General features: G+C 72.7%; 15 protein-coding genes. 12 read left to right on the forward strand and 3 right to left on the reverse strand.

The window, feature by feature from the left end:
- Positions 1–4: 4 nt before the first annotated feature.
- Genes flgL through flgN form a run of 3 tightly spaced genes read right to left on the reverse strand, consistent with a single transcriptional unit; the run spans position 5 to position 2,828 of the window.
- Entirely contained in the window at positions 5–901 is an 897-nt protein-coding gene (gene flgL / locus ACFFJG_RS10950) for a flagellar hook-associated protein FlgL (RefSeq protein WP_378518740.1), read from the reverse strand.
- Positions 901–2,298: a flagellar hook-associated protein FlgK gene (flgK, locus tag ACFFJG_RS10955; RefSeq protein ID WP_378518742.1), complete on the reverse strand. Its 1,398-nt coding sequence runs from the start codon at positions 2,296–2,298 to the stop codon at positions 901–903. The genes flgL and flgK overlap by 1 nt, the downstream gene beginning before the upstream one ends.
- Complete coding sequence (gene flgN, locus ACFFJG_RS10960) at positions 2,298–2,828, reverse strand: flagellar export chaperone FlgN (protein ID WP_378518743.1); 531 nt, start codon at positions 2,826–2,828, stop codon at positions 2,298–2,300. The genes flgK and flgN overlap by 1 nt, the downstream gene beginning before the upstream one ends.
- Before the next feature lie 323 nt (positions 2,829–3,151).
- On the opposite strand from flgN, the gene ACFFJG_RS10965 reads away from it, so the two are divergent.
- From ACFFJG_RS10965 to ACFFJG_RS11020, 12 genes are all read left to right on the forward strand, one after another.
- Positions 3,152–3,952, forward strand: coding sequence for a sigma-70 family RNA polymerase sigma factor (locus ACFFJG_RS10965; protein ID WP_378518744.1), 801 nt, complete (start codon positions 3,152–3,154; stop codon positions 3,950–3,952).
- A 158-nt stretch (positions 3,953–4,110) separates the two neighbouring features.
- A complete protein-coding gene (locus tag ACFFJG_RS10970) occupies positions 4,111–4,908 on the forward strand; it encodes a flagellin N-terminal helical domain-containing protein (protein WP_378518745.1) in 798 nt (265 codons plus the stop codon).
- 109 nt (positions 4,909–5,017) lie between these two features.
- A complete protein-coding gene (gene fliD, locus ACFFJG_RS10975; protein WP_378518746.1) occupies positions 5,018–6,349 on the forward strand; it encodes a flagellar filament capping protein FliD in 1,332 nt (443 codons plus the stop codon).
- A 13-nt stretch (positions 6,350–6,362) separates the two neighbouring features.
- On the forward strand, positions 6,363–6,749 hold the full coding sequence (gene fliS, locus ACFFJG_RS10980; protein ID WP_378518747.1) for a flagellar export chaperone FliS: 387 nt from the start codon (positions 6,363–6,365) through the stop codon (positions 6,747–6,749).
- A complete protein-coding gene (locus ACFFJG_RS10985; protein ID WP_378518749.1) occupies positions 6,746–7,114 on the forward strand; it encodes a hypothetical protein in 369 nt (122 codons plus the stop codon). The genes fliS and ACFFJG_RS10985 overlap by 4 nt, the downstream gene beginning before the upstream one ends.
- 229 nt (positions 7,115–7,343) lie before the next feature.
- The gene (flgB, locus tag ACFFJG_RS10990) at positions 7,344–7,703 is read left to right on the forward strand and encodes a flagellar basal body rod protein FlgB (RefSeq protein ID WP_378518750.1); all 360 of its coding nucleotides are present in this window, start codon (positions 7,344–7,346) and stop codon (positions 7,701–7,703) included.
- Positions 7,703–8,095 carry a flagellar basal body rod protein FlgC gene (locus ACFFJG_RS10995; protein ID WP_378518751.1) on the forward strand — a complete coding sequence of 131 codons (393 nt, stop codon included), beginning with the start codon at positions 7,703–7,705 and terminating at the stop codon, positions 8,093–8,095. The genes flgB and ACFFJG_RS10995 overlap by 1 nt, the downstream gene beginning before the upstream one ends.
- Positions 8,095–8,421 (forward strand): flagellar hook-basal body complex protein FliE, encoded by a 327-nt coding sequence (fliE, locus tag ACFFJG_RS11000; RefSeq protein ID WP_378518752.1) that lies wholly within the window; start codon positions 8,095–8,097, stop codon positions 8,419–8,421. Before ACFFJG_RS10995 ends, fliE begins: the two co-directional genes overlap by 1 nt.
- On the forward strand, positions 8,418–10,013 hold the full coding sequence (fliF, locus tag ACFFJG_RS11005) for a flagellar basal-body MS-ring/collar protein FliF (RefSeq protein WP_378518753.1): 1,596 nt from the start codon (positions 8,418–8,420) through the stop codon (positions 10,011–10,013). Before fliE ends, fliF begins: the two co-directional genes overlap by 4 nt.
- The gene (gene fliG / locus ACFFJG_RS11010) at positions 10,013–11,023 is read left to right on the forward strand and encodes a flagellar motor switch protein FliG (RefSeq protein ID WP_378518754.1); all 1,011 of its coding nucleotides are present in this window, start codon (positions 10,013–10,015) and stop codon (positions 11,021–11,023) included. Before fliF ends, fliG begins: the two co-directional genes overlap by 1 nt.
- Positions 11,007–11,597: a FliH/SctL family protein gene (locus tag ACFFJG_RS11015; RefSeq protein ID WP_378518755.1), complete on the forward strand. Its 591-nt coding sequence runs from the start codon at positions 11,007–11,009 to the stop codon at positions 11,595–11,597. The genes fliG and ACFFJG_RS11015 overlap by 17 nt, the downstream gene beginning before the upstream one ends.
- Entirely contained in the window at positions 11,594–12,898 is a 1,305-nt protein-coding gene (locus ACFFJG_RS11020) for a FliI/YscN family ATPase (RefSeq protein ID WP_378518756.1), read from the forward strand. Before ACFFJG_RS11015 ends, ACFFJG_RS11020 begins: the two co-directional genes overlap by 4 nt.
- The last annotated feature ends 63 nt before the right edge of the window (positions 12,899–12,961 follow it).

Here is a 12,961-nt window from a genome sequence, read left to right on the forward strand (position 1 = left end):
GCGATCATCGCAGAAAGTCCACCAGGCTCGGTTGAAGGACGCGGGCCGTCGCTGCGAGGGCGGCCTGGTAGGCCGTCTCCTGCATCTTCAGGTCCATCAGGGTCTTGGGCAGGTCGGCGTTCTCGATCTCCGACAGGGAGTTGGTCAGGGACAGCTCGGTGTCACCGGCCTTGGTCGCGGCGGCCTCGATGGCGTTGGTCCGGGCGCCGACACCGGCCCGAGCCACGACGAGGCGGTCGCCGTCGCCGCTGAGCGCGCTGATCCCGGCCTGGATGCCCGCGGTGTCCCCCGAGCGGAGCGCCGCCGAGAGCGCGGTGAGGTGGTCGAAGACGTTGTCGCCGTCGGGTCCGAAGGCGGCGGGACCGGACGAGGACACGTCGATCGTCACGCCGTCGGCGACCGTGCGGTTCACGGGGTTGGTGTCACCGGCGAAGGTGACCACCCCGGCGGTCTCGGTGAAGGCCTTCGACCCGGCGGTGGTGCCGCCGAAGACCGGGCGTCCGACGTAGGAGGTGTTGGCCGAGGCGAGCAGGCCGGTGCGGATCTGGTCCACCTCGACCGCGAGCGACTCGCGGGACTGCTGGCTCATCGCTCCGTTGACGCCCTGGCTGCCGAGCTCGCGGGCGCGGCGGACGACGTCCCCGGCCGTGCCGAGCGTGGAGTCCAGCGAGTCCAGCCAGCCCTGGCCGTCCTCGGCGTTGCGGGCGTACTGCTGCTGGGCGTTGACGGCGGCGCGCAGCCGCATCGCGGTCGCGGCGTCGCCGGGGTTGTCCGAGGCCCGGTTGAGGACGCGCCCGGTCGACAGGTGCTCCTGGATCTCGCCCATGCGGGTCAGGCTGCTCTGCAGCCGGCTCATCGAGCGGTCGGAGAGCATCGACTGGGTCACCCTGCTGATCACCATCAGCGGGCCCCCGTCCGGTTGATCAGCGTGTCGAGCACCGAGTCGAGCGTCGACATCACCCGCGCGGCTGCCTCGTAGGCGCGCTGCGACTGCATCATCGTGACCATCTCCTCGTCGAGGTTGACGCCCGAGAGCTGCTCGCGGGCGCCGTCCACCTGGTCGGTGAGGTTCTGCTGCGTCGCCGAGAGCCGGCGGACGGAGGCGACCTCGTTGCCGAGGCCGGTGACGAACTGCTGGTAGCCCTGCTCAGGGCCGGCGAGCGCGGAGGAGATCGCGTCGGCGTTGCCGCCGTCGCGGTTCGGGCCACCGCCGATGCCCGACGCGGCGATCGCCGCCGGGTCGGTGACGAGCAGGACCAGCGGGCCGTTGGGGTCGGTGGGGTCGACGGCGAAGAAGGCCCCGCCGGCGGCGCCGGTCGGGTCGAACCCGGCCTGGTGCGCGGTGTTGACGGCGTCGGCGACCTGCTGGGCGACGGCCTGGAGGTCCTCCTTGAGCGCGGGGAGGGTGGTGCGGAGCAGCTCGGCGGTCCCGCCCACCTCGCCACGCAGCCCGGTGACCGCGGTGGCCGAGCCGCCGGGCGGTGTGACGGCGAGCGCGAGCGGGAGCCCGTCGGCCGTGCCGTCCGGGTTGACCCCCGCGGTGACCGAGAGCGCGCCGGCCTTGTTGCCGGTGACCAGGGCGACGCCGCCGACGGTGACGTCGAGGCCGCCCTGGGTGTTCTCGACGGCCGTGCCGCCGGTCAGCTCCGACAGGCGCAGCGCCATCTGGTCGCGCCGGTCGAGCAGCCCCGACGGGTCGTTGCCGGAGAGCCGGGCGGCGCTGATCGCCTCGTTGGCCGCGGCGAGGTCGTGCGCGAGGGTGTTGGTCTCGCCGAGGTCGGCCAGCAGCGAGGCCCGCTGGTCACCCTCCTCGGCCTCGATGTTGCGCCGCTGCCCGGCGACCGCGTCGACCAGCGTGCGCGACATGGTGAGCACCTGGCCGCGGGTGGCGGTGGAGTCGGGGTTGTTGGCCAGGTCCTGCCAGGCCTTGCGGACGTCGGCGAGCGCGCTGGAGATGCCCTTGCCCGCCGGCTCGCCGAGGGAGGCCTCGACGCGGCCGAGCGCGCCCGAGCGGGCGTCGAGGTAGGACTGGGTGCCGTGCTCGCGTCGCGCGCGGGAGTCCAGCAGCGGGTCGACCATCCGGTCGACCGAGCCGACCCGCACGCCGTCGCCGTTGCCGTCGTAGCGGCTCCACATGGCGGTCTGTGCGGGCGCGCCGACCGACTGGCCGACGACGCGGCGCCGGGCGTAGCCGTCGGTCGAGACGTTGGCGATGTTGCCGCTCGCCACCTCCATCACGGCCTGGTGGTACCTCAGCGCGCTGGCCGAGGTGTTCACCATGCCGAAGGTGCCAGGCATCAGAGGCTCCCGTCGAAGATCGGCGTGCGCGAGACGTCGGCCGTCGCGGTGCCGTCGGCGGCGTAGCCGTCGACCGACTCGCCCAGGCTGAGCAGGGTCTCGCGCGCCGACCGGTAGCCGGCGGAGATGAGGTGCTTGTTGGAGTCGGCGAGGGTCGCGATGTCCGCGGTGAGGGTCACGAAGGCCTCGCGGTGCTCCTGCAGGATGGTGGTCCAGGGCGCGCCCGCGGCCTCGGCCAGGGCGGCCAGGCTGGGGTTGGCGGCCATGCCGGCGGCCTCCGCGGCCTCGTCGGCGGCGACGGACCGCAGGATCTCGGTCTCGCGGATCGTGGCCAGCAGGGCGTCGATGTCACGGGTGGCGTTGGCCAGCCAGCGGCTGCGGCCGCTGGCGAGGACGAGCTGCTCGACCTCGAGCCGGTAGTGCAGCTCGGAGAGCAGGTCGCGCTCGCGCCACAGCACGAGGGAGAGTCGCTCCATCGCCGCGGGGGTCGAGGCACCCCGCACGAGGCGGGCCTGGTCGGTGAGGTTCACGAACGTCCCATCGTCACCGGGGCTCGGGACCTGAGCGGTTTGACGAGAGTTGCACGGACTGTTGCCGTCCGAGAATCCGACGTGGATCAGTGTGGATCCGCGGTGTGGGTCACGTGGTCCTAGTCCGTTCGGGCCATGGTCCCGAGGGACCTCCGGGCCAGTTCTGTTGCCAGAGGGACCCCTTCGGCCGCTTTGGGTAACAACACGCCTTCGCGTCGTCAACGCTTCCACTCGTGATCAGTCACGACACCCCCACTTCCCCCGTCACCTCGTCCACGGGAGCTGTCTCGATCCCCCTCGAGACCCCGAGCCAGGACGACCTCGTGACCACCCACATCCCGCTCGTCGGCCACCTGGTCCGCGAGGTCCTCGCCCGGGTCCCCGGCCACGTGGACCGGGACGACCTGACCTCCGCCGGGCTCACCGCCCTGGTGCAGGCCGCCCAGGGCTTCGACGTCGAGCGCGGGGTGCCGTTCGCCCGCTACGCCTCGACCCGGATCCGGGGTGCGCTGCTCGACGAGCTGCGGGGTGCCGACTGGGCCACCCGCGCCGTGCGGCGCACTGCTCGTGACCTCGACCAGACCCGCATGCGCCTGACCCAGAGCATGGGTCGCGTCCCCACCGACGCCGAGCTCGCCTCGGCGCAGGGCATCCCGGTGGAGGAGGTGCTGTCGAACCGTGAGGACCTCGCCCGCGCCCAGGTGAAGTCCCTGGAGGCCGGCGACGAGAACGGCTCCTACGCCAGCTCCATGCCGTCGGCGACGCCGACGCCCGAGCAGGCCATCGAGCACGCCGAGCTGCTCACCTACATGTGCGAGGCCGTCGCCGAGCTGCCCGAGCGGCTGCGCCGCGTCGTGGAGGGCTACTTCCTCGAGGAGCTCCCCATGGCCGACCTGGCCGCCGAGCTCGGCGTCACCGAGTCCCGCATCTCCCAGCTGCGCGCCGAGGCCATGGTGCTGCTGCGCGACGGCATCAACTCCCAGCTCGACCCCGACCTGGTGCAGCAGCACAGCCGCCCCGAGGGCGTCGCCGCCCGGCGCCGCGAGGCCTACTTCGCCGCCGTCGCCGACCGCCACGCCGCGGCCGCCAGCGCGTACCTGCCCCGGGTCGCCACCAGCGCCTGAGCCGTGGCCGCACGTCCCGGCGACGAGGACGGCGGCGGCCACGACGAAAAACTCGTCCGGAAAACCCTCAGGTGGGGATCTCCCCCGCCGAACAGGACCTCGACGGAGTCCACGGACGGACTCCAGCAGGTGACTCAGAAACCACGGAAGGAACCATCATGGGTCTTCGTATCAACCAGAACATCGACGCCGCCAACTCGTACCGCAACCTGTCGGTCACGCAGGGCCAGATGTCCAAGTCGCTCGAGAAGCTGTCCTCGGGCTTCCGCATCAACCGTGCCGCCGACGACGCGGCCGGCCTGGCCATCTCCGAGGGCCTGCGCTCGCAGGTCGGTGGCCTCAAGGTGGGCGCCCGCAACGCCCAGGACGGCGTCAGCCTCGTGCAGACCGCTGAAGGCGCGCTGACCGAGGTCCACTCCATGCTCCAGCGCATGAACGACCTCGCCGTCCAGTACAACAACGGCACCCAGGGCACCGACTCGCAGGCCGCCCTGCAGTCGGAGTTCACCGCCCTCACGACCGAGATCACCCGCATCAAGGACAACACCAAGTTCAACGGCAAGGAGCTGTTCGCGGGCACCGCGGCGACCTTCCAGGTCGGCTTCGACAGCGGCGACACGATCGACGTCACCTCGACCGCGCTGGCCGACTTCACCGCCGGCACCGCGATGAGCGCGATCGACATCACCGACAGCAACACCCTGCAGGCCGCCATCACCGAGGTGTCCACGCAGCGCGCCGAGCTCGGTGCCACGCAGAACCGCTTCGAGCACACCATCAACAACGTGAACGTCGCGGTGGAGAACCTCTCGGCGTCGGAGTCGCGGATCCGCGACACCGACATGGCCCAGGAGATGATGAGCTTCACCCGCTCGCAGATCCTCTCCCAGGCCGGCACGGCGATGCTCTCGCAGGCCAACCAGGCCTCGCAGGGCGTCCTCTCCCTCCTGCGCTGATCGCAGTAGGACAGCAGCAGGGACTGCACCACGCGCGTAGCCGGGTCGGTCGCACCGCGACCGGCCCGGCTCCCGCATCCACCGGCGAGCTCGACGAGGAGGGACGACCATGGCGTCAGGTGCCAGCGTCAGCGGCCTGGGCAGCGGCCTGGACACGGCCTCGATCATCGACCAGTTCATGCAGCTGGAGGCGGCGTCCCAGACCCGCCTCAAGAGCCGCCAGACGACGGAGAAGGCGGTCCTGACCGCGCTCCAGTCGCTCAACACCAAGCTCTCCTCGCTCGCCACCAAGGCCTCCGACCTCGGCAAGCCGGCCGCGTGGAACACCGTCACGGCGACCAGCTCGGAGGCGAAGGTCGCCCTCACCGCGACGTCGGCGGCCGGCCCCGGTGCGTTCGCCGTCCGGGTCGACCAGACCGCGGCCACCCACCGTCTCGAGCTCGCCTCGACGGTCGGCATGAGCACCGCAGGCACCGTCCCGACGTCCGTCCGGCTCGACCGGCTCGACGGCTCGACGCCGCTGGACCTCACGACCGACGGCACCCTCAAGGGCCTGGTCACCGCGATCAACGACCCGGCCAACGCGACCGGCCTGCGGGCCACCGCGGTCAAGGTCGGCACCGACGCCTACCGCCTGGTGGTGGAGTCGTCGGCCTCGGGCGCCGAGCAGGACTTCACCCTGGCCGGCACCGACGGCTCGGACCTCCTCGGCGGCGCCACCGTGCGCGCCGGCCGCGACGCCAAGGTGACCGTCGGCGACACCGTCGTGGCCACCTCGACGAGCAACACCTTCAACGACCTGGTGCCGGGCGTGACCCTCACCCTCGCCGCGGACACCCCGGTCGGGACCACCTCGCAGGTCTCGCTCACGCGCGACGCCACCACGGCCACGTCCACCCTCAAGGGGCTCGTGGACGCGATCAACTCGGTGATCGCCGACATCGACACCCAGACCAAGGTGTCGGGGACGGGCACGCGAGGCGCGCTCGCCGGCGACGGGACCGTGCTCTCGGTGCGCGACCGGCTGCTCGGCAGCGTGTTCCCGGGCAACGGCACCAGCCTGGCCGACCTCGGCGTGCAGACCGACCGCTACGGCAAGCTCGTCCTCGACGAGGCGAAGTTCACCAAGGCGTACGCCGCCGACCCCACGGCGGTGCAGAACCGGCTGACCGCCGCCGGCTCCGGGTTCGTGACCAAGGTCGCGGACGCGGCCAAGCGCGCCAGCGACCGCGTGGACGGCACGCTCACGTCCTCCATCACCGGCCGCACCACCTCGATCAAGCGCCTCGATGACGACATCTCGGCATGGGACCTCCGGCTCGAGCTGCGACGGACCGCACTCACCCGGCAGTTCTCCGCGATGGAGACGGCGCTCAACCAGATGAACAGCCAGTCCTCGTGGCTGTCTGGTCAGATCTCATCCCTGCCCTCGGGAAGCTAAGGACAGCACCCTCATGGCCTACCCCAAGCCCTCGCCCGCCGCGTACCTCCAGGCGTCCGTCGAGACCGCCAGCCCCGCGCGGCTGCTGATCATGCTCTACGACCGGCTCTCGCTCGACTGCCAGCGCGCCCTCGCCGCGCAGGAGTCCGGCGACCACGCCGAGGCCCACGAGCAGCTGCTGCACGCCCAGGCGATCGTCGCCGAGCTGCAGTCCTCGCTGCGCCCCGACGTCTGGGACGGCGGCCCGGCGCTCAACAGCCTCTACTCCTACATCACCGTGCAGCTCGTCAAGGCCAACGTCGATCGTGACGCCGCCAAGACCGCCCACTGCCTCGAGCTGGTCACCGGCCTCGGCGACGCCTGGCGGCGCGCCGCGATGGACCAGGCGCTCTCGGCGTGATCGGCCGGCTGCCCGGGGAGGACCAGGACGACGTCCACGACGTCCCCGACGCCCGGGCCCACGCCTGGGAGGACGTGCTCGCCTCGCTCGAGCGTGACGTGGAGGCCGCCGAGGCGATGCTCACCGGACCGCACGACGCCGCGCCCGCCGCGACCGCCGGCGCCGGCTGGCAGCCGCCGCAGCTCGACGGCCCCGTCCCCGACCACCTAGTCGCGCGCGCCCGCGACCTGCTGCGCCGGCACGCGGCGGCGCAGGCGGGCCTGACCCGCTCCCTCGCGCAGTGCCGCGCCGAGCTCGACCAGCTGCGCCCCGGCGCCCGTGGCGGCGCCGTGCGGAGCCCGGCGTACGTCGACATCTCGGCCTGACCCGGTCGTCGCCGGGACCGTCCCGCCGTCCCGCTACGCACGGGGTGGTGCCCGGGGTAGCCCGTTCGGGCCATGCCCGGTGGGCCGTCAGGGCCGTTCTGTTCCTCGGCGGAAGAGAACTCCTCAGAACCTCTCAGTCGGGCCCGTCCGGGACCGAACCCACACGTGAGCACGGAACGCTCACCCCCCTCGCCGATGGACCGGCACCTCTTCTCCAGCAGGAGCACCCGTGTCCCTCGGCATGCCTGACGCCGTCTCGTCGGTGCTCGCGACCGCCCTCGACGGCCTCGCGACGCGGCAGAACGTGATCGCCGACAACATCGCGAACGTCGACACCCCCGGCTTCCGGGCGCGCGCCGTCGACTTCGAGTCCTCCCTCGCCAGCGCCCTCCAGCGCGGCGAGATGTCGCTGGACGGGGTGTCGGCCACCACGACGCCGACCAACGCCCCCGTCGGCCTCGACGGCAACAACGTCGACCTGCGCCAGGAGTCGCTCTCGGCGATGCAGACGCAGTTCCAGTACCAGATGATGTCGCGCGCGGCCTCGAACCACTTCTCGCTCATCTCGACCGCGGCGGGCTCCTTCTGATGGGTGCCTTCGACATGCTGCGCATCGCCAACAGCAGCCTGGGCATGCACCAGACCTGGCTGGACGCGCTCGCGCACAACATCGCCAACGCCAACACCGTCAAGGCGACCAGCGAGGACGCCTTCCAGGCGCAGATGGTCGTGGCGAACGCCCGCCCCGACGGTGGTGTCGACGTCGGCGGCATCGTGCTCGGCGACGCGCAGGGCATCGTCGAGTACGCGCCGGAGAACCCGCTGGCCGACGCCGACGGCAACGTCCGCGCGCCGGCGATGGACATGTCGGTCCAGATGACCTCCCTCGTGCAGGCCCAGCGCGGCTTCCAGGCCTCGGTGCAGGTCACCAAGACCGCCCAGGACACCTACAACGCCGCCCTCCAGATCGGACAGCGCTGATGAGCATCGGTGGTATCGAGTCGATCGGGTTCACCCCGCTCGCCACCCCCGTCGTGGCGGCCCCCGCCCCGGCCGCCCCCTCCGCCGCCGCGAAGGCCGCGGCCCCCGACTTCGGGAGCATGGTCCTCGACGGCATCGACCGGCTCGAGGGCATCCAGGACCGCGCTGACGGCCTGGCCGTCCGCGCCGCGACCGGCAACCTGCCCAACATCCACGACTACACCCTCGCCGCGACCGAGGCCGAGACGGCCACCAAGCTCACCGTCGCCGTGCGCAACAAGGCGATCGAGGCGTTCAGCGAGATCATGAGGATGCAGGTCGGATGAGGAACGGGATCACCCAGGCGCTCGACCGCTACCGTCGCGGCTTCTCGCAGTTCAGCCCCGGCCAGAAGGTCGTGGCGATCGTCGGCACCGGTGCGCTGCTGCTCGCTGCCTTCATGGTCTTCCGGTGGGCCTCGGCGCCGTCGTACTCGCCCCTGTTCAGCAACCTCTCGCCCGAGGACGCGTCCGCGGTCGTCGAGCAGCTCGACGCCAACGGCGTGAAGTACGAGATCAGCGGCGGCGGCGGCACCATCTCGGTGCCCAAGGACCAGGTCTACTCCCAGCGGATCTCCCTCAGCGGCGAGGGCATCCCGTCGGGTAGCAGCGACGGTGGCTACTCGCTCCTCGACGGCCAGGACATCTCGACCTCCCAGTTCAAGGAGCAGACCGACTTCAAGCGGGCCATGGAGGGCGAGCTCGCCAAGACGATCGAGGCCATCGACGGCGTCGACACCGCCGTCGTCCACCTCGCGCTGCCGCCCAAGCAGGTCTTCGCCGAGGAGCAGGACCCCGCCACCGCGTCCGTGCTCGTCGACACCAACGCCGGCACCGAGCTCTCCGCCGACCAGGTGCAGGCGATCGTCCACCTCGTCGCCTCCAGCATCGACGGCCTCGACCCGGCCAAGGTCACCGTCGCCGACTCCTCCGGCCGCGTGCTCTCCGACGGCAGCGCCTCCGGCACCGGGGTCGCCGCCACGCAGAACCGCCAGCAGCAGGAGTACCAGGACCAGCTCGCCGCCAAGGCGCAGGCGATGCTCGACCGCGTCTTCGGCCCCGGCAACTCCTCGGTGCAGGTCACCGCGGTCCTCGACTTCGACAAGCGGACCACCGAGACCACCACCTATGGCAAGGACGAGCAGGTCCCGGTGCTCTCGGAGTCGGTGCAGAGCGAGACGTACTCCGGCGGTGCGGCCCCGACGACGACGCCCGGCGGCGTGGTCGGCCCCGACACCCAGCAGGAGACCGGCGCCACCAGCGGCGACGGCAGCTACGACAACTCCTCCACCGTGCGCGAGAACGGCATCGACAAGGTCGTCGAGCAGAACGAGACCGCGCCCGGCTCGGTCGAGTCGCTCCACGCGGCCGTCGTCATCGACACCAACTCCCCGGTGGCCGTCGACGCCGCGCAGATCGACGCGCTCGTCTCGTCGGCCATCGGCATCGACACCAAGCGCGGGGACACCATCGAGACCTCGTCCGTGCCGTTCGACACCTCGGTGGCCGACGCCAACGCCGCGGAGCTCAAGGCCGCCAAGGCCGCGGACGCCGCCGCGAAGCGCAACACCATGATCCGCAACGGCGTGCTCGGCGGCGCGGTCCTGCTGCTGGTCCTCCTGGCCTGGCGCCGCTCACGCAAGGGCGCCAAGGCGCGCGAGGACGCCACGTCCTACGTCGTGGAGCAGCTCAAGGCCGAGCAGGCCGCCCGCGCCGCGCTCGCCGCCCAGCAGGCCCAGCTCGACGCCCAGACGGCGCTGGCCCTCTCGCCGGTGACCTCCTCCTCGGACGACATGCGCGAGGAGCTCGTCGCCCTCGTGGAGCGCCAGCCCGACGAGGTCGCCTCGCTGCTGCGCGGCTGGCTGGTGGAGGGTCGCTGATGAGCGTGATGACCGGGCAGGGTGCCCGCAAGGCCGCGATCGTGCTGGTGCGCCTGGGCAAGGACGCCGCCACGCAGGTGATGTCCCACATGAGCGAGGAGGAGGTCGAGGCGGTCTCCGCCGAGATCGCCCAGCTCCAGGCCGTCGACCCCAACGAGACGCAGTCGGTGATGGGGGAGTTCTCCACCCTCCTCACCGCCCGCCAGCACATGCTCCAGGGCGGCATGGACCTGGCCCGCGACCTGCTCCAGCGCTCGCTGGGGGAGGACAAGGCCGAGGAGGCGCTCCAGCGCCTCAACGCGCGCGCCATCCAGCTGCCGTTCCAGCTCATCGGCCGCGCCGACCCCGCGCAGCTGCGCTCGTTCATCCGCGAGGAGCACCCGCAGGTCATCGCTCTCGTCCTGGCCCACATGTCGGCCGAGAAGGCGTCGATGGTCCTCTCGGGCCTCGCGTCCGAGCTGCAGGCCGACGTGGCGCACCGCATCGCGGTGATGGACCGTGCCAACCCCGAGGCGGTGCGCCTCGTGGAGTCGGTCCTCGAGCGCCGGCTCTCCTCGGTGCTGGCCCCCGCCGCGTCGTCGCGCGTCGGCGGCGTCGGCCCCCTCGTCAACATCATCAACCGCGCCGACCGCTCCACCGAGCGCCAGATCGTGGAGGGCCTCGAGTCCCTCGACGCCGGCCTCGCCGAGGAGGTGCGCAGCCGGATGTTCATGTTCGAGGACATCGTCGGCCTCGCCGACCGCGACGTGCAGCAGGTGCTGCGCCAGGTCGACGGTGCCGAGCTCGCCGTGGCGCTCAAGGGCGTCGCGGAGGAGGTCCGCGACAAGATCACCCGCAACCTGTCCGAGCGTGCCGCGGAGAACGTGCTCGAGGAGATCGAGCTGCTCGGCCCGGTCCGCCTCGCCCAGGTCGAGGAGGCCCAGCAGGCCGTCATCCGCACGATCCGCTCGCTCGAGGAGCGCGGCGAGATCACCGTGAGGCGAGGAGGCGACGATGAGTTCGTCGACTGACCTCGCCCGCCCCGACGCGTTCGCCGGGATCCGGATGCCGGAGCTGCGTCCCGTCGAGGCCACCCACGAGTCGGCGCGTGCCCAGGGGTACGCCGTCGGCTGGGCCCAGGGTCGCCGCGAGGCGGAGGCCTCCGTCCGCGCCCAGTCCGAGCAGCTGGCCGCCGAGGCCGTCGCCTCCGAGGCCCGCCGCGAGGCCGAGCACGCTGCGGCCCTCGCCGCGCTCCACGCGGCCGCCGCGGCCGCCCGCCAGGCGCTGGCCGAGACCTGCCGCCGCGTGGACGAGCAGGCCGCCGGCATGGCGCTGGAGCTGACCCGCGCGCTGGTCGGCGCCGCCGCCGCCGACGCCGCCCACGTCCTGGACCGGGTGCTCGGCCTGCTGCCGCAGCACGCCGTGGTGCAGGTCCGCCTCCACCCCGTCGTGGCGGCCGAGGCCGGCTCGCTCGGCGAGCTGGGCATCGCGGTCGTCGCCGACCCGACCCTCGGCCTGGCCGACGCCGTCGCCCTCGCCGACGACCACGTGGTCGACCTGCGCGTCGACGAGGCCGTCACCCGGCTCGCGGAGGTGCTCCGGTGAGCACCCTGACCCCCGACCTCCGCGCCCGTGCCCTCGGCGCCGTCGCGCCCCTGCAGATGGGACTCGTGGCCGAGCTGCTCGGCCTCCAGGTCCGGGTGACCGGCCTGCCCGCCGCCGTCGGCGACCTCGTCGCGGTCGAGGGCCGCAGCACGGTCCTCGCCGAGGTGGCGGCCAGCGGTCCCGCCGGCCTCACCTGCCTGCCGCTCGGCGACACCACCGGCCTGCGGGTCGGCGACGTCGTGCGCCACACCGGCGGCCCGCTGCGCATCCCGGTCGGCGACGAGCTGCGCGGCCGCGTGCTGGACGGCCTCGGCCGACCCGTCGACGGCGGCGCCCCGCTCGACCACCTCCCGATGGTCGGCGTCAACGGCCAGGGCGCCCCGGCCGCGCTGACCCGCCCGCGGATCGAGCACCAGCTCGGCCTCGGCGTGCGCGCGCTCGACGCGCTCACCCCGTGCGGTCGCGGCCAGCGCATCGGCATCATGGCCGGCTCCGGCGTCGGCAAGTCGAGCCTGCTGTCCATGGTCGCCCGCGGCACCGAGGCCGAGGTGTCGGTGATCGCGCTGGTCGGCGAGCGTGGCCGCGAGGTCCGCGAGTTCATCGAGAACGACCTCGGCCCCGAGGGGCTGGCCCGCTCCGTCGTCGTCGTCGCGACCTCTGACGCTCCTCCGGTCGAGCGGCTGCGTGCCGCCAGCGTCGCGACGCGCATCGCCGAGCACTTCCGCGACAGCGGCAAGCACGTCGTGCTGATGATGGACAGCCTCACCCGCGTGGCGATGGCCCAGCGCGAGATCGGCCTGTCGGCCGGCGAGCCCCCGGCCACGCGCGGCTACCCGCCGAGCGTGTTCACGCTGCTCCCGCAGCTGCTGGAGCGGGCCGGCACCTCGCCCAGCGGCAGCATCACCGGCCTCTACACCGTGCTGGTCGAGGGCGACGACATGCAGGACCCGATCGGCGACACCGCGCGCTCGATCCTCGACGGCCACGTCGTGCTGTCGCGTCGCCTGGCCACGGCCGGCCACTTCCCCAGCATCGACGTGCTCGAGTCGATCTCCCGCGTCTCCGGCGCGGTCACCGGCCCCGAGCAGCGCGCCGACGCCACCCGCCTGCGCCGGCTCCTCGCCGCCCACCGCAACGTCCGCGAGCTCGTCGAGATCGGGGCCTACGTCTCCGGCGCCGACGCCGACGCCGACGTCGCGCTGGCCCGGATGCCCCTCATCGACGGCTTCCTGCAGCAGGACATGGACGACAGCACCCCGACCGCCGCCACCTGGCAGTGGCTCCACGAGCTGGTGGCGTGATGGCGCGCACCCCCGACCAGGACCCGGACGCCGGCATGCGTGCCGTCGCCCGCGTGCGCGGCG

It is taken from the genome of Nocardioides zeicaulis (genome assembly GCF_042432345.1).
In the GTDB taxonomy this organism is placed as follows: Bacteria; Actinomycetota; Actinomycetes; order Propionibacteriales; family Nocardioidaceae; genus Nocardioides; species Nocardioides zeicaulis.

Excerpts from the sequence above, each read along its gene's own strand:
- fliF (WP_378518753.1), top strand. The coding sequence starts at position 8,418 with ATGAGGAACGGGATCACCCAGGCGCTCGACCGCTACCGTCGCGGCTTC.
- fliS (WP_378518747.1), top strand. The coding sequence starts at position 6,363 with ATGGCCTACCCCAAGCCCTCGCCCGCCGCGTACCTCCAGGCGTCCGTC.
- fliD (WP_378518746.1), top strand. The coding sequence starts at position 5,018 with ATGGCGTCAGGTGCCAGCGTCAGCGGCCTGGGCAGCGGCCTGGACACG.
- ACFFJG_RS11015 (WP_378518755.1), top strand. The coding sequence starts at position 11,007 with ATGAGTTCGTCGACTGACCTCGCCCGCCCCGACGCGTTCGCCGGGATC.
- flgK (WP_378518742.1), bottom strand. The coding sequence starts at position 2,298 with ATGCCTGGCACCTTCGGCATGGTGAACACCTCGGCCAGCGCGCTGAGG.
- ACFFJG_RS10970 (WP_378518745.1), top strand. The coding sequence starts at position 4,111 with ATGGGTCTTCGTATCAACCAGAACATCGACGCCGCCAACTCGTACCGC.
- flgL (WP_378518740.1), bottom strand. The coding sequence starts at position 901 with ATGGTGATCAGCAGGGTGACCCAGTCGATGCTCTCCGACCGCTCGATG.
- fliE (WP_378518752.1), top strand. The coding sequence starts at position 8,095 with ATGAGCATCGGTGGTATCGAGTCGATCGGGTTCACCCCGCTCGCCACC.
- fliG (WP_378518754.1), top strand. The coding sequence starts at position 10,013 with ATGAGCGTGATGACCGGGCAGGGTGCCCGCAAGGCCGCGATCGTGCTG.
- ACFFJG_RS10995 (WP_378518751.1), top strand. The coding sequence starts at position 7,703 with ATGGGTGCCTTCGACATGCTGCGCATCGCCAACAGCAGCCTGGGCATG.